This window comes from Acidovorax sp. LjRoot66 (assembly GCF_964253305.1).
Classification (GTDB): domain Bacteria; phylum Pseudomonadota; class Gammaproteobacteria; order Burkholderiales; family Burkholderiaceae_C; genus Acidovorax.
Genome location: NZ_CAXUQU020000001.1, coordinates 6,116,352 through 6,136,936, shown reverse-complemented (window position 1 = coordinate 6,136,936; position 20,585 = coordinate 6,116,352). Strand labels below are relative to the sequence as shown.

General features: G+C 66.4%; 31 protein-coding genes. 12 read left to right on the top strand and 19 right to left on the bottom strand.

The window, feature by feature from the left end; genetic code table 11:
* Positions 1-101: 101 nt before the first annotated feature.
* From ACSQ3Y_RS28760 to ACSQ3Y_RS28740, 5 genes are all read left to right on the top strand, one after another.
* A complete protein-coding gene (locus ACSQ3Y_RS28760; protein WP_436179649.1) occupies positions 102-1,634 on the top strand; it encodes a DegQ family serine endoprotease in 1,533 nt (510 codons plus the stop codon).
* Positions 1,635-1,703: 69 nt separating this feature from the next.
* Positions 1,704-2,363, top strand: coding sequence for a response regulator transcription factor (locus ACSQ3Y_RS28755; protein ID WP_057201778.1), 660 nt, complete (start codon positions 1,704-1,706; stop codon positions 2,361-2,363).
* Positions 2,360-3,739 (top strand): ATP-binding protein, encoded by a 1,380-nt coding sequence (locus ACSQ3Y_RS28750; RefSeq protein WP_436179648.1) that lies wholly within the window; start codon positions 2,360-2,362, stop codon positions 3,737-3,739. The genes ACSQ3Y_RS28755 and ACSQ3Y_RS28750 overlap by 4 nt, the downstream gene beginning before the upstream one ends.
* A gap of 62 nt (positions 3,740-3,801) precedes the next feature.
* Positions 3,802-4,797, top strand: a complete 996-nt coding sequence (locus ACSQ3Y_RS28745) for a 2-dehydropantoate 2-reductase (RefSeq protein ID WP_436179647.1) — start codon at positions 3,802-3,804, stop codon at positions 4,795-4,797.
* 95 nt (positions 4,798-4,892) lie between these two features.
* On the top strand, positions 4,893-5,687 hold the full coding sequence (locus ACSQ3Y_RS28740) for a hypothetical protein (protein ID WP_428003566.1): 795 nt from the start codon (positions 4,893-4,895) through the stop codon (positions 5,685-5,687).
* A 16-nt stretch (positions 5,688-5,703) separates the two neighbouring features.
* Here the strand turns inward: ACSQ3Y_RS28740 and ACSQ3Y_RS28735 are convergent, their stop codons facing one another.
* Entirely contained in the window at positions 5,704-6,180 is a 477-nt protein-coding gene (locus ACSQ3Y_RS28735; RefSeq protein ID WP_436179646.1) for a hypothetical protein, read from the bottom strand.
* Between the two features lie 296 nt (positions 6,181-6,476).
* Here ACSQ3Y_RS28735 and ACSQ3Y_RS28730 point away from each other — a divergent pair, with 296 nt between their 5' ends.
* The 4 genes from ACSQ3Y_RS28730 (at position 6,477) to ACSQ3Y_RS28715 (ending at position 8,483) form a co-directional block, all read left to right on the top strand.
* Positions 6,477-6,707, top strand: a complete 231-nt coding sequence (locus ACSQ3Y_RS28730) for a DUF4287 domain-containing protein (protein ID WP_436179645.1) — start codon at positions 6,477-6,479, stop codon at positions 6,705-6,707.
* A 210-nt stretch (positions 6,708-6,917) separates the two neighbouring features.
* Positions 6,918-7,523: a hypothetical protein gene (locus ACSQ3Y_RS28725; RefSeq protein WP_436179644.1), complete on the top strand. Its 606-nt coding sequence runs from the start codon at positions 6,918-6,920 to the stop codon at positions 7,521-7,523.
* Positions 7,524-7,708: 185 nt separating this feature from the next.
* Positions 7,709-8,077 carry a ferredoxin gene (locus ACSQ3Y_RS28720; protein ID WP_436179643.1) on the top strand — a complete coding sequence of 123 codons (369 nt, stop codon included), beginning with the start codon at positions 7,709-7,711 and terminating at the stop codon, positions 8,075-8,077.
* 28 nt (positions 8,078-8,105) lie between these two features.
* The gene (locus tag ACSQ3Y_RS28715; RefSeq protein WP_436179642.1) at positions 8,106-8,483 is read left to right on the top strand and encodes a DUF4440 domain-containing protein; all 378 of its coding nucleotides are present in this window, start codon (positions 8,106-8,108) and stop codon (positions 8,481-8,483) included.
* A 57-nt stretch (positions 8,484-8,540) separates the two neighbouring features.
* Here ACSQ3Y_RS28715 and ACSQ3Y_RS28710 read toward each other — a convergent pair whose 3' ends face one another.
* A complete protein-coding gene (locus ACSQ3Y_RS28710) occupies positions 8,541-9,029 on the bottom strand; it encodes an Lrp/AsnC family transcriptional regulator (protein WP_436179641.1) in 489 nt (162 codons plus the stop codon).
* A gap of 94 nt (positions 9,030-9,123) precedes the next feature.
* Between ACSQ3Y_RS28710 and ACSQ3Y_RS28705 the strand changes: the two genes are divergently transcribed.
* On the top strand, positions 9,124-10,011 hold the full coding sequence (locus tag ACSQ3Y_RS28705; protein ID WP_436179640.1) for an EamA family transporter: 888 nt from the start codon (positions 9,124-9,126) through the stop codon (positions 10,009-10,011).
* 612 nt (positions 10,012-10,623) lie between these two features.
* Here the strand turns inward: ACSQ3Y_RS28705 and ACSQ3Y_RS28700 are convergent.
* From ACSQ3Y_RS28700 to ACSQ3Y_RS28665, 8 genes are all read right to left on the bottom strand, one after another.
* Complete coding sequence (locus ACSQ3Y_RS28700) at positions 10,624-11,766, bottom strand: Arm DNA-binding domain-containing protein (RefSeq protein WP_436179639.1); 1,143 nt, start codon at positions 11,764-11,766, stop codon at positions 10,624-10,626.
* Positions 11,754-11,987, bottom strand: a complete 234-nt coding sequence (locus ACSQ3Y_RS28695) for a hypothetical protein (RefSeq protein WP_436179638.1) — start codon at positions 11,985-11,987, stop codon at positions 11,754-11,756. Before ACSQ3Y_RS28695 ends, ACSQ3Y_RS28700 begins: the two co-directional genes overlap by 13 nt.
* The gene (locus ACSQ3Y_RS28690; protein WP_436179637.1) at positions 11,984-12,592 is read right to left on the bottom strand and encodes a hypothetical protein; all 609 of its coding nucleotides are present in this window, start codon (positions 12,590-12,592) and stop codon (positions 11,984-11,986) included. The genes ACSQ3Y_RS28695 and ACSQ3Y_RS28690 overlap by 4 nt, the downstream gene beginning before the upstream one ends.
* Positions 12,589-13,413: a hypothetical protein gene (locus tag ACSQ3Y_RS28685; RefSeq protein ID WP_436179636.1), complete on the bottom strand. Its 825-nt coding sequence runs from the start codon at positions 13,411-13,413 to the stop codon at positions 12,589-12,591. The genes ACSQ3Y_RS28690 and ACSQ3Y_RS28685 overlap by 4 nt, the downstream gene beginning before the upstream one ends.
* Positions 13,410-13,796: a hypothetical protein gene (locus tag ACSQ3Y_RS28680; protein ID WP_436179635.1), complete on the bottom strand. Its 387-nt coding sequence runs from the start codon at positions 13,794-13,796 to the stop codon at positions 13,410-13,412. The genes ACSQ3Y_RS28685 and ACSQ3Y_RS28680 overlap by 4 nt, the downstream gene beginning before the upstream one ends.
* Positions 13,789-14,760: a hypothetical protein gene (locus tag ACSQ3Y_RS28675; protein WP_436179634.1), complete on the bottom strand. Its 972-nt coding sequence runs from the start codon at positions 14,758-14,760 to the stop codon at positions 13,789-13,791. The genes ACSQ3Y_RS28680 and ACSQ3Y_RS28675 overlap by 8 nt, the downstream gene beginning before the upstream one ends.
* Positions 14,757-15,611, bottom strand: coding sequence for a hypothetical protein (locus tag ACSQ3Y_RS28670; protein WP_436179633.1), 855 nt, complete (start codon positions 15,609-15,611; stop codon positions 14,757-14,759). The genes ACSQ3Y_RS28675 and ACSQ3Y_RS28670 overlap by 4 nt, the downstream gene beginning before the upstream one ends.
* A 79-nt stretch (positions 15,612-15,690) precedes the next feature.
* A complete protein-coding gene (locus ACSQ3Y_RS28665; RefSeq protein WP_436179632.1) occupies positions 15,691-15,882 on the bottom strand; it encodes an Arc family DNA-binding protein in 192 nt (63 codons plus the stop codon).
* An 89-nt stretch (positions 15,883-15,971) separates the two neighbouring features.
* On the opposite strand from ACSQ3Y_RS28665, the gene ACSQ3Y_RS28660 reads away from it, so the two are divergent.
* Positions 15,972-16,397, top strand: a complete 426-nt coding sequence (locus tag ACSQ3Y_RS28660) for a TraY domain-containing protein (protein ID WP_436179631.1) — start codon at positions 15,972-15,974, stop codon at positions 16,395-16,397.
* A 131-nt stretch (positions 16,398-16,528) separates the two neighbouring features.
* Here the strand turns inward: ACSQ3Y_RS28660 and ACSQ3Y_RS28655 are convergent, their stop codons facing one another.
* From ACSQ3Y_RS28655 to ACSQ3Y_RS28620, 8 genes are all read right to left on the bottom strand, one after another.
* Entirely contained in the window at positions 16,529-16,849 is a 321-nt protein-coding gene (locus ACSQ3Y_RS28655) for a hypothetical protein (RefSeq protein WP_436179630.1), read from the bottom strand.
* Positions 16,850-16,860: 11 nt separating this feature from the next.
* Positions 16,861-17,100: a hypothetical protein gene (locus ACSQ3Y_RS28650; protein WP_436179629.1), complete on the bottom strand. Its 240-nt coding sequence runs from the start codon at positions 17,098-17,100 to the stop codon at positions 16,861-16,863.
* A 7-nt stretch (positions 17,101-17,107) separates the two neighbouring features.
* Positions 17,108-17,836, bottom strand: coding sequence for a hypothetical protein (locus ACSQ3Y_RS28645; protein WP_436179628.1), 729 nt, complete (start codon positions 17,834-17,836; stop codon positions 17,108-17,110).
* 149 nt (positions 17,837-17,985) lie between these two features.
* Positions 17,986-18,120 (bottom strand): hypothetical protein, encoded by a 135-nt coding sequence (locus ACSQ3Y_RS28640; protein WP_436179627.1) that lies wholly within the window; start codon positions 18,118-18,120, stop codon positions 17,986-17,988.
* Complete coding sequence (locus ACSQ3Y_RS28635; protein ID WP_436179626.1) at positions 18,117-18,356, bottom strand: hypothetical protein; 240 nt, start codon at positions 18,354-18,356, stop codon at positions 18,117-18,119. The genes ACSQ3Y_RS28640 and ACSQ3Y_RS28635 overlap by 4 nt, the downstream gene beginning before the upstream one ends.
* The gene (locus ACSQ3Y_RS28630; protein WP_436179625.1) at positions 18,353-18,589 is read right to left on the bottom strand and encodes a hypothetical protein; all 237 of its coding nucleotides are present in this window, start codon (positions 18,587-18,589) and stop codon (positions 18,353-18,355) included. Before ACSQ3Y_RS28630 ends, ACSQ3Y_RS28635 begins: the two co-directional genes overlap by 4 nt.
* Positions 18,590-18,591: 2 nt before the next feature.
* Complete coding sequence (locus tag ACSQ3Y_RS28625; protein WP_436179624.1) at positions 18,592-19,008, bottom strand: hypothetical protein; 417 nt, start codon at positions 19,006-19,008, stop codon at positions 18,592-18,594.
* Positions 19,009-19,132: 124 nt separating this feature from the next.
* The gene (locus tag ACSQ3Y_RS28620; RefSeq protein ID WP_436179623.1) at positions 19,133-19,867 is read right to left on the bottom strand and encodes a S24 family peptidase; all 735 of its coding nucleotides are present in this window, start codon (positions 19,865-19,867) and stop codon (positions 19,133-19,135) included.
* Between the two features lie 73 nt (positions 19,868-19,940).
* Here ACSQ3Y_RS28620 and ACSQ3Y_RS28615 point away from each other — a divergent pair, with 73 nt between their 5' ends.
* Complete coding sequence (locus tag ACSQ3Y_RS28615) at positions 19,941-20,171, top strand: hypothetical protein (protein ID WP_436179622.1); 231 nt, start codon at positions 19,941-19,943, stop codon at positions 20,169-20,171.
* Between the two features lie 111 nt (positions 20,172-20,282).
* Here the strand turns inward: ACSQ3Y_RS28615 and ACSQ3Y_RS28610 are convergent, their stop codons facing one another.
* A complete protein-coding gene (locus ACSQ3Y_RS28610) occupies positions 20,283-20,525 on the bottom strand; it encodes a hypothetical protein (protein ID WP_436179621.1) in 243 nt (80 codons plus the stop codon).
* Positions 20,526-20,585 lie beyond the last annotated feature (60 nt).

Here is a 20,585-nt window from a genome sequence, read left to right as displayed (position 1 = left end):
GCGAAGACCGTGCTGCCCGCCTAAGTTTCGCCTAAGTGTCGGTGCCGACACTGCCCTCCATCACAGCAACTCCTTGCTACTGAACGGAAAGGCAGATCACCATGAACACCTCCAGCTTTGTCGCATCCACCCCCCGCCGCCTGATCGCCGCGCTGGTGGCCGCAGGTGCCCTGGGCGCCACGGGCGCCGGGCTCATCAGCGGGCACCAGGCGCGGGCCTCGGCACCAGCGCCCGCGCCCCTGGTGGCGCAGGCCGCCTTGCCCGCGGGCACGGCCTTGCCCAGCTTTGCGCAGATCACCGCGCAGAACGGGCCGGCCGTGGTCAACATCAGCGTGACGGGCAGCACCCGTGGTGCCCAGGCCGGTGGCGATGACGACGACGAGCGCCCCACGGCGCGCCAGCAGCGCCAGGCGCCCGGCATCGATCCCGACGACCCGTTCTACGAATTCTTCCGCCGCTTCGGCGTGCCTGGCGCGGGCGGCGGCGGCGCGCAGCCCAATGTGCCCACGCACGGCCAGGGCTCGGGCTTCATCGTCAGTGCCGACGGGTTGGTGCTGACCAATGCCCATGTGGTCAAGGGCGCAAGCGACGTGACCGTGAAGCTCACCGACCGGCGCGAGTTCCGCGCCAAGGTGCTGGGCTCGGACCCCAAGACCGACGTGGCCGTGCTCAAGATCGAGGCCAAGAACCTGCCCACGGTGCGCCTGGGCAGCACGCGTGACCTGCAGGTGGGCGAATGGGTGCTGGCCATCGGCTCGCCGTTCGGCTTCGAGAACAGCGTGACGGCCGGCGTGGTGAGCGCCAAGGGCCGCTCGCTGCCCGACGACAGCCTGGTGCCCTTCATCCAGACCGACGTGGCGGTGAACCCCGGCAATTCGGGCGGCCCACTGTTCAACGGGCGTGGCGAGGTGGTGGGTATCAACTCGCAGATCTACAGCCGCTCGGGCGGTTACCAGGGCGTGTCGTTCGCCATCCCGATCGAGCTGGCCGACAAGATCAAGGAGCAGATCGTGGCCACCGGCAAGGTGCGCCATGCCAAGCTCGGTGTGGCGGTGCAGGAGGTGAACCAGGCGTTTGCCGAGTCCTTCCAGCTCGACAAGCCCGAGGGCGCGCTGGTGGCCAGCGTCACCAAGGACAGCCCGGCCGACAAGGCCGGCCTGCAGGCGGGCGACGTGATCCGCCAGGTGGACGGCCAGCCCATCGTGGCCTCGGGCGACCTGCCGGCCTGGGTGGGCCAGGCACAGCCCGGGCAAAAGGCGCGTCTGTCGGTGTGGCGCCAGGGCAAGTCGGTGGAGCTGACCGCCACCCTGGGCGATGCCAGCGACAAGGGCAAGAATGCCGTGGCCAAGGCTGACGAGGCCACGGGCAAGGGCCAACTGGGCCTGTCACTGCGCCCGCTGGACGCCGATGAGCGCCGCGAGACCGGCCTGGGCGCAGGTTTGGTGATCGAGCAGGCGCGCGGCCCCGCCGCCGCTGCGGGTGTGCAGCCCGGCGACGTGCTGCTGGCCATCAACGGCGCGCCGGCCAAGGACATCGAGCAGGTGCGCGCGGCCATGGCCAAGGCGGGCAAGTCGGTGGCTCTGCTCATCGAGCGCAACGGCGACAAGATTTTTGTCCCCGTCCGCCTTGGATAAAGGGGCCTGAATGAAGGGGCTGCTTCGGCAGCCCTTTGCCATTCATTCTTTCGCTATGCTTGCCGCACCATGCGCCTGCTCCTCGTAGAAGACGACCCCATGATCGGCGAAGCCGTGCAGGACCTGCTGCGCGCCGAGCACTACGCCGTGGACTGGGTGCGCGATGGCGATGCTGCCGACACCGCCCTGCGCGCCAACGCCTATGACCTGGTGATGCTGGACCTGGGCCTGCCCAAGCGCGACGGCATCGCCGTGTTGCGCGACCTGCGCACGCGCAAGGACCGCACGCCCGTGCTGGTGGCCACCGCGCGCGACGCCGTGGCCCAGCGCATCGAGGGGCTCGACGCCGGGGCCGACGACTATGTGCTCAAGCCCTATGACCTGGATGAGCTGCTGGCCCGCATCCGCGCGCTGCTGCGCCGCGCCTCGGGCCGGGCCGAGCCGGTGTACGAGCACAAGGGCGTGAGCATCAACCCCAGCACGCGCGAGGCCAGCGTCAATGGCGTGCCCGTCGTGCTCTCGGGCCGCGAATGGGCTGTGCTGGAGCCCCTGCTCGCGCGCCCCGGCCTGGTGCTGTCGCGCCAGCAGCTCGAAGACAAGCTCTACGGCTGGGGCGACGAGGTCAGCAGCAACGCGGTGGAGGTGTATATCCACGGCCTGCGCAAGAAGCTCGGGCCCGACATCCTGCTCAATGTGCGCGGTGTCGGTTACCTGGTACCGAAGGCATGACGACGCAACCCAGGTCCTGGCCCACGGCACTGCAGTCCCTGCTGCCGCGCTCGCTGCGCGCGCAGTTGCTCATCTTCCTGCTCGCCGCCATTTTGCTCGCGGGCGCCGTGCAGGGCGTGCTGGCCTACCGCAGCGCGCTGGATGAGGCCGACTCGCTGTTCGACTACCACATGCAGCAGACCGCGCTGGCCCTGCGCTCGGGCCTGCCGCCCGACGCGCGCGAGCTGGGCCAGGGCCTCTCGGGTGAGGACGAGAACCACGAATTCATCGTGCAGGTGTGGACCAACGAGGGCCTGCGCATCTTCGAATCGGCCGTGGGCGCCGCGCTGCCGCAGATCGCGGTGCTGGGCTTTGCCAACGTGCAGGCGCGCGGCGGCACCTACCGCGTGTTCTCGCTGCAGACGCGCTCGCAGGTCATCCAGGTGGCGCAGAACATGGCCGTGCGCAGCGGCATGGCGCGCACCCTGGCGCTGCGCACGCTGGCGCCGCTGGCGGTGATGGCGCCCCTGTTGGTACTGGCCGTGTGGTGGGGCGTGAGCCGCTCGCTGGCACCGGTGGAGCGCGTGCGCCGCCAACTGGCCCGCCGCCAGGCCGACGACCTCTCGCCCGTAAGCGATGCCGCCCTGCCCGACGAGGTGCAGCCCCTGGTGACCGAGCTCAACCTGTTGTTCGAGCGGGTGCAGGGCGCCTTTGCCGCGCAGCAGCACTTCGTGGCCGATGCCGCGCACGAACTGCGCTCGCCCCTGGCCGCGCTGCGCCTGCAGCTGCAGGGCCTGCAGCGCGCCAGCGACGATGGTGCCCGCGCCGTCGCGGTGGAGCGCCTGTCCGCCGGCATCGACCGCGCCACGCGCCTGGTCGAGCAACTGCTCACCCTGGCCCGGCAAGAGGCCAGCGCCGCCGGCCCCACCCCCAACGAGGCCGTGGACCTGCGCGCCGTGGCCCAGCTCGCCCTGGCCGACGTGGCCCCCGCCGCGCAGGCGCGCGGCATGGACATGGGCCTGCTCGAATCCGACGCCGCCCCCGTGCCCGGCCGCCCCGAGGCCCTGCGCATGCTGGTGCGCAACCTGCTCGACAACGCCGTGAAGTACACGCCCCCAGGCGGCCAGGTGGACCTGCAGCTGCACCGTACCGCCGGCAACGCCGTGGAGCTGGTGGTCGAAGACAGCGGCCCCGGCATCGCCCCCGAGCACCGCGAGCGCGTGATGCAGCGCTTCGTACGCGAAACCGCCGACAGCGCCCCGGGCAGCGGCCTGGGCCTGGCCATCGTGCAGGCCATCGCCCAGGCGCATGGTGCCAGCGTGGCGCTGGATGCCTCGCCCCGGCTGAGCGGGTTGCGGGTGGTGGTGCGGTTCCCGGCACCGGCCCCCGTCGCATAGGCAGCACCCGCTGCGGTGGCATGGCCGCACAATGCGCCTCAACATCAAGGGGGCTGCATCGTATGAACTTCATCGTGTTGGGCGCAGGTGCCATTGGCTGCTACGTGGGTGGGCGCCTGGCCGCGCAGGGGCAACGCGTCTGCCTGGTCGGCCGCCCCCGCGCCATGGAGCCCCTGGCGCGTGAGGGCCTTACCATCACCGACCTCGACGGCTACCGCGCGCACGTGCCCGCCGCGCAGCTGCGCCTGGCCGGCACGCTGGCAGAGGCTGCGCCGGGCCCGGATACGGTGGTGCTGCTCTGCGTGAAAAGCGGTGCCACCGAAAGCGCCGCGCGCGAACTGGCCGCCGCGTGCGCGCCCGGCACGCCCGTCATCTCGCTGCAGAACGGCGTGGACAACGTCGCCCGCATAGCAGCACAGGCCCCCAACCTCAAGGCCCTGGCCGGCATGGTGCCTTACAACGTGGTGCTGCGCGGCGCCCAGGTGCACCGCGCCACGGCCGGAGCCATCCAGCTGCAGCGCGATACCGCCACCGAGCCCGTGGCCGCAGTCTTCAACGCCGCCGGCCTGGCCACCGTGCTGCCCGAAGACATTCGCGCCGTGCAGTGGGGCAAGCTGCTGCTCAACCTCAACAACCCCGTCAACGCCCTGTCCAACCTGCCCCTGCGCGACGAACTGCTCGACCGCGACTGCCGCCAAGTCTTCGCCGCCCTGCAGACCGAGGCCCTGGGCGTGATGGAACGCGCCGGCATTGCCCCCGCCCAGGTCACCGCCGTCTCGCCCCGCATGCTGCCCAAGGTCATGCGCCTGCCCAACTGGCTGTTCACCCGCCTGGCCAGGCGCATGCTGCAGATCGACGCCACGGCCCGCTCCTCCATGTGGGACGACCTCGAAGCCGGCCGCGTGACCGAGATCGACGCCATCTGCGGCGCCGTGGTGCGGCTGGCGGCGCAGCATGGGGCACACGCGCCGCTCAGTGCGCGCATGTGCGAGCTGTTGTCGGGGCCGAGGCTGCGGTTGACGGGAGTGGAGATGAAGCGGGCGCTGCGGCTGGGGTGAGCCCTCCCGGCAGGCGATGGGCCCGCCTGCCGCGCTGCGCTCCAGTCAGAGCGTCATGCTGAAATGCATGCTGCCAGTACACCCCATTCCTGACCATGCGCAAATCCATACTTTTCGCCGCGACGCTTCTGGTGTCATCGCTACCCGCCCTTGCCGCGCCACCGCGCATGGACACGCTGGTGGTCGTCAGTCCATCAGACAACGGCGTGGCGCGCGCTTGTGCGCCTGACCAGCTCTGCGTCGAAATCGCTCCCTCCCAACCCGGCTGCGAAGGCCAATCGTGTACCACCGACGTGGGCCTGCAGTTGCCTGGCGGCCAACGTGATCCGGCCCAGGTGGCCTATCGGATGGCTGGCTTGGCATCCTCTGGCGACAATGCGTCGGTGGAGCCGTGGCCCAGGATCATCCGCTTCGAGGGCGGCTTCCTGGCGGGAGTACAGGCGCGCGAGAGCACCATGTACTCCGGCGGCGGGGCCAGTGCAACCACGCTGCACCTCATCGCCTTTGTGCCGGGCCAGCCACCGTTCGAGGTGCTGAGCGTTACGCAGAGCGGCAGCGCAACGATCCGGGCGTGCTTCAGCGAGCGTGACATGAAGCAGCGCGCCGACGCCTGCCACGACGAGTACAGCTTCGATGCCACCCTCGCCCTGGCAGGCACATCCGCTGCGGGCATGCCGGTGCTGCGCTACCGCAGCAAGGCAACCTCTTTTCCGGGGCGCGTGTCGCGGTCCAAAGACTCGCTGGCGGCGCGGCCTCTTCGCCAACGCGACCTTGTCACCGTGACCGATCCCCAATGCAGTTACCAGCGGGTGTACCGCTTCGCCCCGCAAGCCCGCGCTTACGTGCCGGATACCCCCGTGCCCGACTGCTCGAACTACACCGTGCCCTGACGCCCTGTGCGCGCGTTCACAGGCGGCTTGCGGGCCTGACTGCCAGTGCGACGATGGCGATACCGCCAGCGATGATCAACGCATCCTCGATCAGGCCGCTGCGCGTCTGGCCGATGTGTTTTATGGCGTTCTTTCTGGCATCGAGCGTGACGTAGGCCAGAGGCACCGCGGTAGCAACCGCTGCCAGCGCCCCGGCCTGCTCACGGCCGCGCGGGGCCAGTGCCGCACCGGCAATGCCGGCGCTCATGACCCGCGCCAGCAGGCCCAGGGCAACGGTCCTGTCAGGTGCCGTCTTCATCTTGTCGCCCGCCAGTTCCCCGGCGCCCATCGCGAGCGCGCCGTACTTGAACAAGGGTCGGTCCAGCAGTGCGAGCCTGCCAGGCGTGGAGTGCCCCAGAAGCCTTGCTGCCGACAGCGTGGCCATCGGTGTCATCGAGCGGGCGCTGGCAACCGCCCCAATGAGCGCGGACCAGAGCAAACTTGGCGTTTTCATGTGTTTTCCATCGGTGATGCAGATGGGAAATCGTCGGGGGTAGCTGGCATGGCAGGTGTGCCTTGAACTCGCTGACAGCCGTAGGACAGTCTCGCTTGTCGCCGCGCGGCTGCCCACAAAAGCTACGATGGCCGCGAGCGTTCGACAGCAGCCAACCCATCAAAATTTTGGCAACGGCTTGTCGATATCCACCCTCTTCGTTCGTCGTAGCAACAAGAGGCCGCAGGAACATGGGCGCATGGCACGCACCGTGTGCCCCGCCAGCCCCCCAAGCCCATCCACCAAGGAGCCAGCCCATGCCCGAGTCCAGCACCAACGCCAGCACCACCCCTGTCAAAGGCCCCGCCTCGTACTTCCCCTCCATCGAGTCCAAGTACGGCCAGCCCATCGGCCACTGGATGGACGTGCTGCGTGCGGCGGGCGCGCTCAAGCACATGGAGTACGTCGCCCTGCTCAAGACCGACCACGGCATGGGCCATGGGCATGCCAATGCGCTGGTGGCGGCGTTCCTGGCGCAGGGTCGGTAGCCGCTGCCCCACGCGGCAACGCATTGGCAGTGGACTGGACAGAATGTCCACTGCCAGGGCATCGCGATTGCGTACCATCGAAACGGCCCCGGCGCGAAGTCCCGTGGCTTGATTGCTTGATCATCGCTTGATCCCTCCTGCATTCTGCAGGCGCTGGAATGCGCTACCTGCCGTACCGGCCCACCCACCCCTCAACACGCAAAGCAACCCATGTCCATTTCCCTCTACCTGCTCATGCCCCTCAGCAAGCAGGCGTTCGAGAACCCGGCCAACACCCGGCGAGCCATCGATCTGCTGGTGCAGCAGGGCCTGGTGTCCCCTGACCAGACCACCGATGTCTGGAGCTATCCCTACGACAGCGAGGAAGATGAGCACGGCGAGGAGCAGCTGCCGCACGCCACGCTGGGGGCGCTGCGCGACGCGCTCGACGGTATCCGCACCGATGAGATCAACTTCGATGCTGGTTTCAGCCAGTACAGCTCGGAGCACAAGGACGGCGAGGGCCAGGGCAGGCTGCCGGGCATCAACGCGTTGACGCAGCAGCTGCAGGACCACATGGCCGCGTTCTGCGAGCAAAACGACATCGACTACACCCTGGACGTGTACGGGCACGTGAGCATCGGCTTCATGAGCGCAGACGGCGAAGACGGCTTGGGCGAGATCCGTGGCATCGGCGTGTTCTGCGACGGCAATGTCGCGCCCTTCATGGAAGATGCCGGCTACCTCGAAGCCGCCAAGACGCTGGAGATCTATGCCGTGTTCGAGAAGCTCGCGGCCATCTATGGTGAAGCGCCGACCCTGCAGTTCCGGGGCTGAATCAAAGAACAAGGGTGCAGTGCGTTTACCGTCGAGTTCAGTGCAACGCCGAACCAGCCAAGGGCCTTACGCGAGCAAGCGCTGCCTTGCTCAAGGCAGCAAATTTTTAGGAAAAATCCGTGTTCAGAATGTTCCGTATCGACCAATCCGCCCAGGTTCTGCGGGATGCCTCGCAGTAACACCCTATGTACCCTCGACACACCAAGAACGCGCCAGGCGACTTTTACGTCGAAGATGGCTGCTGCACCAGTTGCGATGTCCCATCCGTCGAGGCGCCCGGGCACTTCAAGTACGACACAGATGGGCACTGCTTTGTTTGCAAGCAGCCATCCACACCAAAAGAAGCAGACCTCATGGTCAGCGCGGCTTGGGTGTCTGAGGTGAGCTGTATTCGGTATGCTGGCAATGACCCGGAAATTCTGAAGAAATTCATCGCCGTGAAGGAGCAAGGTCTGTGCGACGTATTGCAGCCAAAGTCGGAGCCCGAAGCGCAGGCAATGCCGCAGCACGAAGCGGGCCCTCGAAAGGTGTGGTGGGCTGTCTGGCGCCGCTGATGCACGCCGCATGGGAAGATGTGCGCCGATGACCAACGCACTCCTTGCCATCCTCCAGGCGCTCGAGGTGGAACTGCACCACCCCGGTGTACGCTGCGATGCCCAGCGCCTTGCGCAACTGCTGCACACCGACTTTCATGAAGTGGGCCGCTCGGGCCGGCAGTACGACCGAGTAACCGTCATGCGCTTTCTGGGCGAGCAGGTGGCATCGCCCCCGGTCATCTCGGACCACTTCGCGCTGCAACAGCTGGGGTCGCAAATCGCCCTGCTGACCTACCGCTCGGCGCTTCGCCGACCAGACGCCACGCTCGAGAACCACACCCTGCGTTCCTCGGTGTGGGTGCAGCAGGACGCCAGGTGGCAGCTCATCTACCACCAGGGCACGCCCGCGGCCGAGCTCTGGTAGGCCACCAGCGCTCGTGGCGCCGCCGAGTCCCGCTGGGCTGGGCGCTGAGCGCGCCGCCTACGCCTGCCCGCCCCAATCCAGCGGCACCTGCAACCCCGCCTTCAAACACCCCAGCGACACCGAGGTGCGAAACCGCCGCACGTTCTCGTCCCCCTCGAACAGGCGCCGCGTCAACGCGTCGTAGTCGGCCATGGATGCCACCGTCACCACCAGCAGGTAGTCGGCCTCGCCGGTCACGCAGTAGCACTGCTGCACGGCGGCCTCGGTGGCGATGCGCGCGCGCAGCGGTGCGGTGCGGTCGGGGCGCTCGTTTTCCAGATGCACCTCGACCATGATGGTCAGGGGCAGGCCCACCTTCTCGGGGTCGATCACGGCCACGTTGGCGCGGATGACGCCGGTCTGCTCCAGACGCTGGATGCGACGCTGCACGGCGGGCGCCGACAGGTGCACGGCCTGGGCGATGGTGCGCTGGGGTGTGGTGTTGTCGCGCTGCAGGATGTCGAGGATGGCCAGGTCGAAGGCATCGATGGCGGGTGAGGCGGGCATGGCATTCCTTCCTGCGGCGTGGGTGAGCGAAAGTTGCGTGGCGAAGCCCTAATTCGAGTCAAAAGCAAACCGCACTCGCACTATATTTTCAACCATGTCCTCTCTGTTGATCCGCTACCAGCGTTTTGTTCCCTTTCTCGCCGTGCTCGGCGCCGTCACGGCCCTGGGCATTGGCACCTCGTGGGCCAAGCACTACCTGTTTCCCCTGGTGGGCGCGCAGGGCACCACGGCCGTGCGCGTGGGCTTCTCGGCGCTGCTGCTCTTGCTGCTGTGGCGGCCCTGGCGCTGGCAGCTGTCGCGCAAAGACCTGCGCGCCATCGTGCTCTACGGTGCCATGCTGGGCGCCACCAACCTCACGTTCTACATGTCGCTGCGCACACTGCCCTTCGGGCTGGCCGTGGCCATCGAGTTCTCGGGCCCACTGCTCATGGCCGTGCTGTCCTCGCGCCGCGCCATCGACTTCGTCTGGGTGGCCCTGGCCGTGGTGGGCCTGGGCATGCTGCTGCCCCTGGGCATGAACGGCAGCACCCTCGACCCCACGGGCGTGGCCTATGCGCTGGCGGCCGCCACCTTCTGGGCCCTGTACATCGTGTTCGGCAAGCGCGTGGGGCATTTGCATGCCGGGCATTCCGTCTCGCTGGGCCTGCTCGCCGCAGCCGTGGTGGTGGTGCCCGTGGGCGTGGTGCATGCCGGCACTGCGCTGCTGTCGCCCTACGTGCTGTTGGTGGGCGTGGGCGTGGCGGCCGTGTCCAGCGCCATCCCGATCTCGTTGGAGATGATGGCCTTGAAGCGCCTGCCCAAGGAGGCCTTTGGCATCATGATCAGCATGGAACCCGCCGTGGCCGCCTTGCTGGCATTGGTGCTGCTGGGCGAGGTGCTGACCTTCAACCAGTGGCTGGCAATCTGCTTGATCATGTCGGCGTCGATGGGGACGGCCATGACGGCGCGGCGCGCCGAGCAGGGCAAGCTGCAGCCGGCGTAGTGGCGGGCCGGGTGACATCCTTTTCAGCCCTTCCGATTCTGCGGCCTGCCATACCCGTCACCCTGCGGCTTTTGGCCTACTTGGACTTCGCGCCATCCGTCCGGGTCGGTTCTCCGACAGGTGCCTGTAGGACAGCGGGGGCTGCAAGGCGTTGGCCTGCTGCCCCTCCCCGGGGCCCGTACTCCTACACCTTGCGCGCAAACATCTTGCCATAGTGGAGGTGCCGCTTTCATGGTGCGGTGCCACGTGGGCAGACGTGGCCGGATAGGCGCCCAGTATCTGCGGGGTACTCCAGCCGGCCTATCTTTTGCCCGCCCTTCGGGGCGGGCATTTTTTACCGGTTCGGCTGGCGGCTGTGGAGCCACGGCCTGCGGTTCAGATGCTGGGCGTGCTGCGAAGGCAGTCCGCAGCGAGGCGGGCAGGGGGAGACGTAGCCGACGGCGCCGTGCCTCCGGCATCTCCCCAGAGCCTGTGTCGCGCTTGCAAATTATTGATTTGCAAGGCCTGAGGTGGTCCCCTCGACAGGAATCGAAACTGATACCGCACAAAATAGGGCAAATTCCGCTGGATGCATGAACAGGTCCCCATAGGGAACGACCTGCAGAACCCGCTCTAATTCGCTGAGCCTGTCCCGCCGTTTGTCCCGGTGGGCCTGTTTCCTGCCCCCAAGAATGCATCCAGCTTGCGCAGCTCGGCGCCCTTGTCCGCGCCGTCGATCCAGCGCGAATAGACCCGGTAGAACATCTCCACGGTGTGGCCCATTTGGCGCGCCACGTAGGCCGGCGTGAGGCCTGCCATCAGGCACATGGTGGCGAAGGTGTGCCGGGTCTGCCGGCCGTCGCGCTGGCGGATGCCGGACAGCTTCATCGCCGGCTTCCACCAGTAATCCAGGGGCTCGTCGGTCGTGGTCAATGCAGCGCCGTCATCGAACAGGAAGACGTGCTTGCCCGCCATCTGGGTGCGTGCCCGCTGGCGCTCAAGCGCGCCCAGCGCCCGCGCGTTCAACTCCACCTCCCGCGCCGTGCCCGTCTTCGTGCCCTTCAGCTGGCCGCGCGTCAACGCCGTGTCCACCAGTATCTTGCCGCTGCGCAAGTCCACCTTCGCCCACTGCATGGCGATCAGCTCCGACGGTCGTAGGCCGCTGAAAAAGGCGAACTCGTAAAAGTCCCTGGGCCCGGGCTCCTTGAACTTGGACAGCAGGTGGTCGACCTCTTCCATCGTGAATGGGTCTGGGCCCGGCGCCTGGTGCTTGCGCGATTCGATGTCGCCGTGCAGGGGTTCGCTGATGACCTTGATGCGGTGGCCATACTCCAGCGCCATGCGCAGCGGGCTGGTCACGTTGTTGAACGTCTTGTTGTTCTTCGGCATCTTGGCCAGCAGCTTTTTCAGGTCACGGAACGAGAAGCCGCGCGCGGCCATCTTGCGCGCGTCCTCGAAGTGGTAGCTCTCCAGCGTCTGCCGGTAGTGCCCCACGGTGCTGTGCTGCAGCTCGGCCTCCTTAACCTCCAGCCACTCGTTGAACAGGTCGCCCAGCGTCACGATGCCTGATGCCTCCTTGACCGCCCGGGGGCTGTCGGGGAAGTAGTCGAAGAGCAAGAACGTGCCGTTGGCGATCTTGCGCATGATCTCCTTGCGCAGGTTTTCCGCATACTTCAGATTGGCCGGCGTGGGCAACAGGTCCAGCCGCTCGCGGCCGTACCCCTCGGTGCGCAGGTCGATCTGAATGTGCTGGTCCTTTTTGATCACGCCGGGCATGCTTCGCTCGCTTTCTTGCGCCCGCGGGTGGTGGGCGGGCTGTCGCTGTGGTCGATGAATTCGTCCAGGGCCTGACTGTCGATCATCTTGCGGCCCTCGAACCACTTCCACACCCGGCCCTCGGGCCAGCATCCGCCGCGCCCGGTGCGCTTGTCGAAAAAGGTGATGGGCAGGCCGGTCAGGTCGGCCGCCTTCTGTAGGGTGACCCATCTGGTGGTCATGTGCCAATCCCTCCTGCTGGTTGATGTTCCTCCTGCTGATCTGCGGTCGGCCTGCAGGCGTCAAGCGGCACGGCCGCACACAACTGCGTGATCAAGCCGCTGATGAACAGGGCGCGGTCATCGGGCGGCATAAGGTCCAGTTCCTCCCAGGCCCGCCCGGACAGGCCCGTGGCCAGGTTGAGATGGCCCTGGCCGGCCGGCGCCCCCCGGGCCTGCTCCACGCTGACCAGCACCAGCGCCGCGCCGCGCGCCATGGGGTCGGAGGCCGGATCCGATTTGGCCCCCTCCGCGACTGGAACCAGCAGGCCCTGCAGGTGATCGCTCTCTCGGTCGACGGCATGAGGGCGGGACCGAAGCGGCGCGTCTGGCAGCACCGAGGGGAGGTCCACCGGGCCCTTGGTGTAAACGCCGCCGAAGGAGCCATGGTCCCAGACCAGCATATCGTGGTCGCACGCCGCAACCAGCTGCACATGCACGTTGCGGCTGTCGGCCGGGTTCAGGAACTTGGCCGCGATGTCCTCCACGCGCAGCACCTCCTCTGGGTGCAGGGCGAAGTAGCTCAGGACCTGCGCGGCCAGGCTGTCGGGGCTGGGGCGGAAGGTCATGCCGGGCCCGCCTTCCCCTGGCTGGCCAGGGCCTCGGCAAGCTCGGCCCGCAGCCTGAGCACCTCGGCGCGGGCGTCAGCCAGCAGTTGGTATGGGATCGTGCCCACGCCGCCCTTGCCCACCACCACGGGCACCTCGAAGCCGGCGGCGGCGTGCGTGTGCGCCATGAGATCCTGCTGGGCCTTGTCGAAGGCGGCCTGGCTGGCTCCGGTCACGATGCCCTGGCTCGTGGCCATGCGCTTTACCTGGTGCATGAACAGGTGGATCAGCAACTCGTGGCGCTCGATCCATGAGGCCGTGGCTGCCGTGGGCGCCGGGGCTGGTGCTCGGGCTGCAGCCAGCTCGGCCTTGGTCAGCTTCAGCTCCTGGCGCAGGACGACGATCTTGGCCCGGGCCGAGGCCAGGCGCTCGAATGGAATCGTGTTTCTCCCATCCTTGGCCAACAGCGTTGGCAGCTCGTACTCGACGATCTCCCGCGCGTGCTGCAGGACCTTGGCCAGCAGCTCGTCCACTGGTTTGTCCTCCGGGCCTGGGGGCAGGACTGCGGCCCGAACGGCCATATGCAGCAGGCGGTGCACCAGCTTCTCGTGCTGGCCGTACCACTCTGCCTTGCCCTGGAGCGGCGGAGCGCCCAGCACGCCGCGCGGCTTCAGCGCGGGGCCAGGGGCCTGAGGAAGCATGGGGGCGACCATCGGCGGCGTGCCGGATAGCTGCACCGTGGGCGGCGCGGAAAGGGCGCGCGCCGCCAGGCTGGTCGGCGTGGGCACGGCGGGCTGCAGCACAGCTGGCAGGGCGGCCATGCGCTCAAATGCGGACGTCATGCGTGGACCTCGATGGGGCGTGGGCCCAGGTAGATGAAGCCGCCGCCGAGGCGGGGAAAGCGGAGGGCGGTAGCGCGCTGCTGCTCGGCCGCAATGGCCTGCATGCGCTGCGCGCTCAGTTGGAGGCGCACCTGCACCACGGTGCTGCGACCGCGCTGGGTGATGCTGATGGTTCGCTTGCCGGGCTCGCTGCCTCGGCCCCTGTTGTTGCCGTTCGTGGCGCGCGTGCCGTCGGCGTTGAGGGTCCAGCTGCCGGACTCTGGCAGGTCCTGGGCCCGGGCCAGGCCAGCGGCCACAATGGCGGCCGGCGTGCCGGTGTAGACCGCCTGGCGGTGGGCTACGTGGCGGGTGACGCCGGGGGCGATCTCGATGTGATCAGACATTGGGCGCATCCGCTTGGGCCTCGCCGACCAGCCGGTGCGCTTCCTGAAGCAGCGTCGAGGCAGCATCGTTCAGGTAGATGGTGTCCCCGGTCCGGTCTGCCACCAGTTCGACAACTGTCGCAGCCTGTGAAAGGAGGTTGCTCGCCTGCTGGAAGTTAGCAGGAGTTGGGTTGGTGCCAAGCTCCATCAGTGCCGCTGCCGCCTCAGCGAGATTCGCGACGCCCCAGAGTGCATCCTGGCATTTGAGGTCTTCGGACTCACGCGCCGCAGCGCGGACGACAGCTTCGGCCTCGCGGCAGCGGTAGTAGGCCGAATCGGCGGCGGTGTCGTCTCCTTCGGTGGCTGATGGGGAGATGGCCTGGGATGGCGTGAGCACTCCAGGTCCGATCGCAACCGGGGCAGCGCTGTTGCCATTGGACGGCAGGGGAGCGGAGGACAGGTCCTCAAGCGCATACGTGGCGATCTGCTCGTCGAGTGATGGGGACGTGTAGGCGTTGAACTCTTCGTATGCCTCTGGATCCCGGTAGACAGTGCATGCGGAATAGCTGATCTCGGCATTGCTTTCTACGAACCTGTCAGCAGTCGTCATGCCTTCCGCCAGCATGGAAGACAGGGCGGCCGTGAAACCCGGGACCAAGTGAGGCTCCTTCTGAATTAATCGCAGGAATGGAGCAACAAAGTTGTCCTGGTTGGCGCCCTCGTCGCGATACGAGGCGTTCAGACATGCGTTCATCGAAGCATCTTTCCCAGGGGCGCGGAGGTTTCCCTCGCGGACCATGAGGACCGCCAGTGCCTTTCCCTCCATGAAGGCCCGTTCTGCCTTGATCTCGCTGGAGGGAAGCGCTGTGTCGGACTCGGGCACATCGAGCTTGATCGTGCCGCGGAATGGCAGCTCGGTGCTCTTCGGTACCGGGCTGCGCGCGCGTGGCTTTTTGCTGGTACTGGGGGTTGCGACGGCGCTCATGCTGCACCTCCGGCCTTGAGCAGCGCGCCGACTGCCTGCTGATGCTCGAACATCTGGTCGCTCACGAAAGCCGCGAACTCTGCCACGAAGCTGGCGTCTGGCTTCTTAGGCGCGGCCATGCATTCGGACTCGACTGCGCCGACCAGCATCACGTTGAGGCAGGCCACACTTGCCGCACTTCGGTCGACGAACGTGGCCAACTCTTCCTTGGTGGCAAAAACCACGTGCCCAGGCATGTTGCGGCCGATAGCCGCGACGGCGCCTGCTGCCGTCGCGAGATCGCCCTCAAAGTCCGGGGTGCGCCGGATCGGTGGGCGTGGCTGCTCACGGTGGTGTCGAGCGCCGGCAAAGGTGGCCAGCTCGCGCAACTCGTCCATGGTGCCGGGCAAACCATCGTAGGCGGCCTGCAGGCGTGCCATCAGGCGGGCGGCGTTTTCCACCAGAAGTTGAGCCGCCAGCGCCCGGCATGGGAATTCGGCTGGCGCACTGAGCGACTCCAACGCGCGATGCAGAAGTCCCGCGATCTGGCTCATATGATCCGACAAAGCAGGACGTGCTGGCAGATCGACAGCCGCCCATTCCGCCTCGGTCTTCCAGAGGTCACACAGCTGACTGTCCGCCTCGATGATGTGCTCGCGGCCGGGTACAGAGGAGATTTCCCACGGCCAGTTGCTCGAGATCGGGATCAGCAGGTCATTGATGTGCCCTGCGATCGTGCGCACGAGCAGCGTGGCCTCCGAGTCCTCCTTGATGGCCTGAGCCTGAGGTGCGGGGGCCGGGGCTGCGACAGCCTTGGGGCGCGTGGGGGCGCGATTTGCGCGCACGGGTGCATCTGCGATAGCATCGCTCATGGTCTGAATTCCTGTGACGGGTTTTGATCAAGAAGCCCTGGAGCAGGTGAGATTGCTCCGGGGCTTCGCCATTTGTGGGCTACGCACCACGCCCGCTGCTGCCAGCGGTCGAAGCTTTCGCTTCTTTTTTCACCTGGCGCAGCCGGCTTTCGTCCAGCCGGTGCACCACCTCGCTGGCAAAGCTGCGGCGTGACTTCTGGGCCTCCTCCTTCAGCCAGGCCTTGAGATCTACGGGCATCCGCATGTTGGTCTGCTCATCGCTCTGTGCCATGATTTCTCCTTTGTGTAGCACTCTGCTTAGGTGGCAATGTAGCACTTCGCTTGCTTGCATGCAAGCACTCTGCTTGGGGATAATGGCGCATGGCCTCTGAAGATGTACAAACAAATCTCCGCCTTCCTGGTGATCTGAAGGATCGGTTGGTGGCCTCTGCCGCCGAAAGCAACCGTTCTCTCAGCGCTGAAGCGGCGTCGCGTCTTGAAGACAGCTTCAGAAACAGAGCGTTTGCAGATGTCGTCATGGACCAAGCACAGCAGATCCGCGAACTGCGAGCTAAGGTGATGGAAGGAAACTTCACCATGGTCGTTGCGTTGAAGGCTCTTGAGGGCAAGGGCGACACCGCTGAAGCGATTGGGGCGCTTGCTGAAACCATCAAAAAAACTGAGCAGGAGTCGTCTGATTTCTTCATCAAGCTGATGCAGGAGCGCGTGGCAAGAGAGGGCCAGCAAGCCACAATCGAGATGGTTCAGGATGTCTTGCAAGAAGCGCGTGGCAAGCGGAAGCCCTGACCCCACCGCAAAAGTTTTGTAGTGGACTCCTGCCGGCGGGATGGGGTGGTGTTTAGCCATGCCGCCAGTCTGGTCCAGGCGATGCCCGCGCCAAGGGGCTAATTGGCCCGTAGCGGGTAACGATTCCCCGTTCATAAAACTACCTCCACGGCTTCGATGCGCGGCAACGCCCGCACCTCATCGACCGTCAGCACGTCTTCCACCTGGCCCCGGGCCGCTGTGTGCTTGTCGCACAGCTTGGCAAGCACCTTCAGCGCGTTTTGCTCGTTTCGGCGCGCTGTGGTGAGGGCCTTTGCGGCCAAATGCTCACGTTTAAGCTCGAGCGAGAACACCAGCATGTGGTCCGGCAATGCTCGCCGGGCTTCGGTCGCCAGCCGCTTCTCCCGACTGGCGGCCACGCGAACGGTTGACGCAGCCCGCCAGCGCTGGGCCGCTGCGGCGATTTCGATCAAGGTGCGGTCGGTCACTTGGCAGCACCCGCCTGATCGTTCAGGGTTGCCGGCCAACGCTTGAGGCGCTTGAGCGTGCGGCTGACTGGCAGCACACGGTACACGGCAAGTACGCCGCCGGTGTTGCGCAAGACTACGAACTCGCGGCCGGCGGCTGTGGCCGGGCCGCTGAGACCGCACGATGGCTGGAGCGCGCCAGGCTGGCGTAGGTGGGCCGCAATGGCTCGCTTGGTGAGGTCGGTGGTACTGCTCATGGTCATCTCACTGCAGCGGGTGCACCGGGCCGGTGTAGACGCCGCCGAGAGCTTCCAGCTCGTCGGCATGCTCGACGGTCAGCTTCTCGATCTCTTCGACGGTGACGCCAAGCGTGGCAGCAACTTGCTCAAGCGAGTAAACGGGCCGCCCGCTGGCATCAACGTGCGTCACACCTGGCAGCAGCCCCATCGCGCGGGCCTTGTCGGCCATGGCGGACTTGAGTTCAGGGGGCGCGTGGGTGTGCATGGCAGCGAGGAGATGGGCATTCTCCGGAAGGTGCACAGCCTCTTCGCCCTGCTCCTCGCGAATGCGCGCCAGCTCACGGCCGGCGGCCAAGAAGCGCGGGTCGAGAGCTTCGGGGTCGGGCTGCACTGCGCCCGTGGTTGGCAAGTACACGGGTGATCCGGCCTGGCTGTTGAAGGTCTCCTCAATGATTCGGTTCCGCAGCTCCATGGGCATGCAGTCCATTGCATCGGTGGCCAGGTTGACCAAGCGCGCGCTGGGCTCGTTTCGGCGCAGCAGTGCGTGCAAGATCTCGCCTTGCTTGAACCCGTGTGCAGCAGCTTCAGCCAGAAAGCGGGCGATGAGTGCGCGCCCTGCCGTCTGGCCCTCGGGCGTGGTCTCCGCCGGGTTGCCATAGGCTGCCTCGCCAGCCATTAGCACCGCGCCGGCCAGGTTGATAAGGTACTCGCCGGGTTTGGTCGGGTGGGGTTTGAAAGGGGGTTCGCGTTTCATGGGTTCAGTGTCTCGAAAGGGGTGAAGGAAAGCTTGGAAACTGGTTCCCTATTTGCGATTCGCGCGCCAAAGCAGAACGACAGCCATGCGCAGCGCTGCGCTCGGGCCGTTGCCGGCGCGGCGGTACAAGCGGTACAGGTTGAAGCCGGTCACGACCACCTCCACAGGGCGCGCAGGCCGAGGGCCAGGGGATAGAGCAGATACATGCCAGCGGCCACGGCGCCAGTGATGGCCATGCCGCGGGCCCAGGCCAGACTGCCGGGGGCGGGCTGCTGATGCTTCATGGCGTTTGCGCCTTCTCCAGCTGCAGCTGGAACTCGAGCGCGATGGCGGTGGCGCGGATGAACTGTGCCGTCAGCGCAGCGTTGTGCGCAGCCAGGTCGGCGTGCGCGACCGAGTCGGCCATCCGGGCCCGGTCGATCATCTGGCGGACGTCGGCGGGCACATTGGTGAGGTCGACGTCGGCCCAGAGGTCTTTGCCGCCTGCAAAGGGCGTAGTGGGCAGCAGGTTGATGCTCATGCTGGTGCACCTGCCGCCCGGGCCCTGTTGGCCAGGGTGATTTCGGATTGCAACGCGATCTCGATGACGCGGCGTTCGTGGCGGCGGGCGTGATGCTCGCAGCGGCCCGGGGGCACTGGACCGGACTTGCCCTTTTGCTCACGCCAGTACAACGCTTGCCGCGCGTGCCACTGGGCATTGGTGAACGCGAAGTCATCGGCTGCGACCGTGGCGGTGCGCGTGGTGATCGGCATGCTCAAGCCTCCACGGCGTGAAGTGCCGCAGGGTGCGAGCGCAGGACGTTCGCCATGGCGCGCCGGGCGTGCACCGCATGGTCGCGACCGAGATAGTGCGCCAGCGCCATCAAGCCGGCCTCAAGGCTTTCCAGCGTGGGCTCGCCCACATGCTGCACCAGGGTGCCCGGCTCGATGACGTCGACGAGGCTCGGCGCGACGACTGACCCGACCCGACCGCTCTCGGCCTGGGTGTCGCAGTGGTCAGCCAGTTCTGCGGCTCGGTCGGCCCATTCGCGCGCCATGACGGCGGCGTGGCGCAGGCCACATGCTGCAGCTGGCCAGCGGCCGGAATCGATGGCGCGGTACGCCAGGTTGCTCCGGCGCTGGTGATCCAGGGGGGCCGCCTCAAGCAGGGCGGCAATGTCGGACGGTTGCATCCATCACTCCATCTGAGCGCTGCGAAATGCGGCGCGATGGGTGATTATTTAGCCTGGGCTAAGTACAAGTCAATAGCCTGGGCTAAATTAATTGCATTCTGATCGGCTTGTGGGCCGCCTGACCTTAGAGTTCCGCCCCTTCCCAGACACACCTACCGATGATCTCCAGGTTGGCCAAATCCTCGTTTCTATAGAGCCTGGACTTCGGCTTGAAGTCGGAATTTTCCGCCGTAGCGAGGATCCCGGCGCCCGCTACCACCTCCAGGCGTTTGATCAACAACTCCCCATCGAATCGAAAGGCGAAGAAGTCGCCGTCGAGGTTCTCGGTGTCACCCGAATTCACCAGCACAACGGAGCGATCCCGGATCTTGGGTTCATTGCTGACGCCACGGCTGTCCACCACAACCGCCTTGCCGCTCGCTACCCCCAGCCTGCGCAGGAAGTCCATCCGGAAGACCAGCGGGGGCTTGTCGTCTGCCTCGTAGTAGACCTGGCCAACACCGTTCGCGAACCGCACATCAGCACGGCGCACTGCCACGAAATCCTCTTCGAGGGCACGAATCACCGTGGGGGCGCCAGAGTCTCGGGGGCTGCGTTTCCCCTCAACAGGGTGGGGCGGCTCAGGTGCAAATTTCGGTTCCCTGCCTTCGGCCAGCCAAGCAGGTGAAACCTTCAACATGTAATGCCCGCACAGCCTTTCGGCGTTCTCACGGCTGATGGTTTGGACCTTCTCAGCGTTGCCAAACCAGTTCGACACGCTGGCCGGCGTTACCCCGCACAGATTGGCGACCTGCGTCTTGAATCCTCGTTCCTGGGGTTCGGGGAACACCTCAGCGAGACGGCTCTGCAATGTAGTCATTAGCTTAGCCTAACAACTCGGCTATTAGCCTGGGCTTGTATGAATATTTAGCCTGGGCTAAGATGTGCGGACTATGAATGCCCCAGCTACCCAAATCATCCGCGCGCTTGGCGGTTCGTCCGCTGTTGCACGCCTGTTCGGCATCGCGGCGCCAAGTGTCACGAACTGGAAAAAGACCGGCATCCCCAGGCCGCGGATGATGTTTTTGGAACTCGCGCGGCCCAAGGAGTTGGAAGGCATTGACACACATGCCGCGACTTCTAGCGCCGAGCAATCGCAGGCAAAGGAGCCGGCCCGTGTCTGACACAGCCGCGCTCCTGCCCGACGAGGCTCCGCCCACCGAAACCGGCGGACGAAACGGCAAGCCGCCAAGTCTGCCGCCGGTTGCCGTGCCCGCAGACCCAGCGCCCATACCTCAACTCCCCAAGCCACGCCGGGCCAGCCGGTCAGCACGTGCGCGCTCCGGATCCAGCCTCATCGCGCTGCCGCGGTACTTGATCTCCAGGTTGGGCCCGTGCATCACCAAGGTCAGTTCCGAGGTGGCGAGCACCTGCGTGCGCTGGCCTGTGGTGGCGTCCACGTTCTCGCTGATCGTGGTGCGCACGGAGCGGTGGAACGGCGCGGCGGGGCGGGCGGCTGGGGTGTGGTCTGCATTCATTTCGGATGTCCTGGTGCTGCTCGAAGTTGAGCGATGGATGGACTGTCCCTTTTTCCCGAG

What these genes read in the sequence shown, in the direction of transcription:
- ACSQ3Y_RS28710 (WP_436179641.1), bottom strand. Translation starts at nt 9,029, where the DNA reads ATGCCCGCCTCACCCGCCATCGATGCCTTCGACCTGGCCATCCTCGAC.
- ACSQ3Y_RS28670 (WP_436179633.1), bottom strand. Translation starts at nt 15,611, where the DNA reads ATGAGCGATGCTATCGCAGATGCACCCGTGCGCGCAAATCGCGCCCCC.
- ACSQ3Y_RS28675 (WP_436179634.1), bottom strand. Translation starts at nt 14,760, where the DNA reads ATGAGCGCCGTCGCAACCCCCAGTACCAGCAAAAAGCCACGCGCGCGC.
- ACSQ3Y_RS28665 (WP_436179632.1), bottom strand. Translation starts at nt 15,882, where the DNA reads ATGGCACAGAGCGATGAGCAGACCAACATGCGGATGCCCGTAGATCTC.
- ACSQ3Y_RS28725 (WP_436179644.1), top strand. Translation starts at nt 6,918, where the DNA reads ATGTCCATTTCCCTCTACCTGCTCATGCCCCTCAGCAAGCAGGCGTTC.
- ACSQ3Y_RS28690 (WP_436179637.1), bottom strand. Translation starts at nt 12,592, where the DNA reads ATGACCTTCCGCCCCAGCCCCGACAGCCTGGCCGCGCAGGTCCTGAGC.
- ACSQ3Y_RS28730 (WP_436179645.1), top strand. Translation starts at nt 6,477, where the DNA reads ATGCCCGAGTCCAGCACCAACGCCAGCACCACCCCTGTCAAAGGCCCC.
- ACSQ3Y_RS28640 (WP_436179627.1), bottom strand. Translation starts at nt 18,120, where the DNA reads ATGAAGCATCAGCAGCCCGCCCCCGGCAGTCTGGCCTGGGCCCGCGGC.
- ACSQ3Y_RS28645 (WP_436179628.1), bottom strand. Translation starts at nt 17,836, where the DNA reads ATGAAACGCGAACCCCCTTTCAAACCCCACCCGACCAAACCCGGCGAG.
- ACSQ3Y_RS28750 (WP_436179648.1), top strand. Translation starts at nt 2,360, where the DNA reads ATGACGACGCAACCCAGGTCCTGGCCCACGGCACTGCAGTCCCTGCTG.
- ACSQ3Y_RS28705 (WP_436179640.1), top strand. Translation starts at nt 9,124, where the DNA reads ATGTCCTCTCTGTTGATCCGCTACCAGCGTTTTGTTCCCTTTCTCGCC.
- ACSQ3Y_RS28735 (WP_436179646.1), bottom strand. Translation starts at nt 6,180, where the DNA reads ATGAAAACGCCAAGTTTGCTCTGGTCCGCGCTCATTGGGGCGGTTGCC.
- ACSQ3Y_RS28635 (WP_436179626.1), bottom strand. Translation starts at nt 18,356, where the DNA reads ATGAGCATCAACCTGCTGCCCACTACGCCCTTTGCAGGCGGCAAAGAC.
- ACSQ3Y_RS28615 (WP_436179622.1), top strand. Translation starts at nt 19,941, where the DNA reads ATGAATGCCCCAGCTACCCAAATCATCCGCGCGCTTGGCGGTTCGTCC.
- ACSQ3Y_RS28760 (WP_436179649.1), top strand. Translation starts at nt 102, where the DNA reads ATGAACACCTCCAGCTTTGTCGCATCCACCCCCCGCCGCCTGATCGCC.
- ACSQ3Y_RS28610 (WP_436179621.1), bottom strand. Translation starts at nt 20,525, where the DNA reads ATGAATGCAGACCACACCCCAGCCGCCCGCCCCGCCGCGCCGTTCCAC.
- ACSQ3Y_RS28695 (WP_436179638.1), bottom strand. Translation starts at nt 11,987, where the DNA reads ATGACCACCAGATGGGTCACCCTACAGAAGGCGGCCGACCTGACCGGC.
- ACSQ3Y_RS28625 (WP_436179624.1), bottom strand. Translation starts at nt 19,008, where the DNA reads ATGCAACCGTCCGACATTGCCGCCCTGCTTGAGGCGGCCCCCCTGGAT.
- ACSQ3Y_RS28680 (WP_436179635.1), bottom strand. Translation starts at nt 13,796, where the DNA reads ATGTCTGATCACATCGAGATCGCCCCCGGCGTCACCCGCCACGTAGCC.
- ACSQ3Y_RS28685 (WP_436179636.1), bottom strand. Translation starts at nt 13,413, where the DNA reads ATGACGTCCGCATTTGAGCGCATGGCCGCCCTGCCAGCTGTGCTGCAG.
- ACSQ3Y_RS28620 (WP_436179623.1), bottom strand. Translation starts at nt 19,867, where the DNA reads ATGACTACATTGCAGAGCCGTCTCGCTGAGGTGTTCCCCGAACCCCAG.
- ACSQ3Y_RS28660 (WP_436179631.1), top strand. Translation starts at nt 15,972, where the DNA reads ATGGCCTCTGAAGATGTACAAACAAATCTCCGCCTTCCTGGTGATCTG.
- ACSQ3Y_RS28715 (WP_436179642.1), top strand. Translation starts at nt 8,106, where the DNA reads ATGACCAACGCACTCCTTGCCATCCTCCAGGCGCTCGAGGTGGAACTG.
- ACSQ3Y_RS28700 (WP_436179639.1), bottom strand. Translation starts at nt 11,766, where the DNA reads ATGCCCGGCGTGATCAAAAAGGACCAGCACATTCAGATCGACCTGCGC.
- ACSQ3Y_RS28740 (WP_428003566.1), top strand. Translation starts at nt 4,893, where the DNA reads ATGCGCAAATCCATACTTTTCGCCGCGACGCTTCTGGTGTCATCGCTA.
- ACSQ3Y_RS28720 (WP_436179643.1), top strand. Translation starts at nt 7,709, where the DNA reads ATGTACCCTCGACACACCAAGAACGCGCCAGGCGACTTTTACGTCGAA.
- ACSQ3Y_RS28745 (WP_436179647.1), top strand. Translation starts at nt 3,802, where the DNA reads ATGAACTTCATCGTGTTGGGCGCAGGTGCCATTGGCTGCTACGTGGGT.
- ACSQ3Y_RS28755 (WP_057201778.1), top strand. Translation starts at nt 1,704, where the DNA reads ATGCGCCTGCTCCTCGTAGAAGACGACCCCATGATCGGCGAAGCCGTG.
- ACSQ3Y_RS28630 (WP_436179625.1), bottom strand. Translation starts at nt 18,589, where the DNA reads ATGCCGATCACCACGCGCACCGCCACGGTCGCAGCCGATGACTTCGCG.
- ACSQ3Y_RS28650 (WP_436179629.1), bottom strand. Translation starts at nt 17,100, where the DNA reads ATGAGCAGTACCACCGACCTCACCAAGCGAGCCATTGCGGCCCACCTA.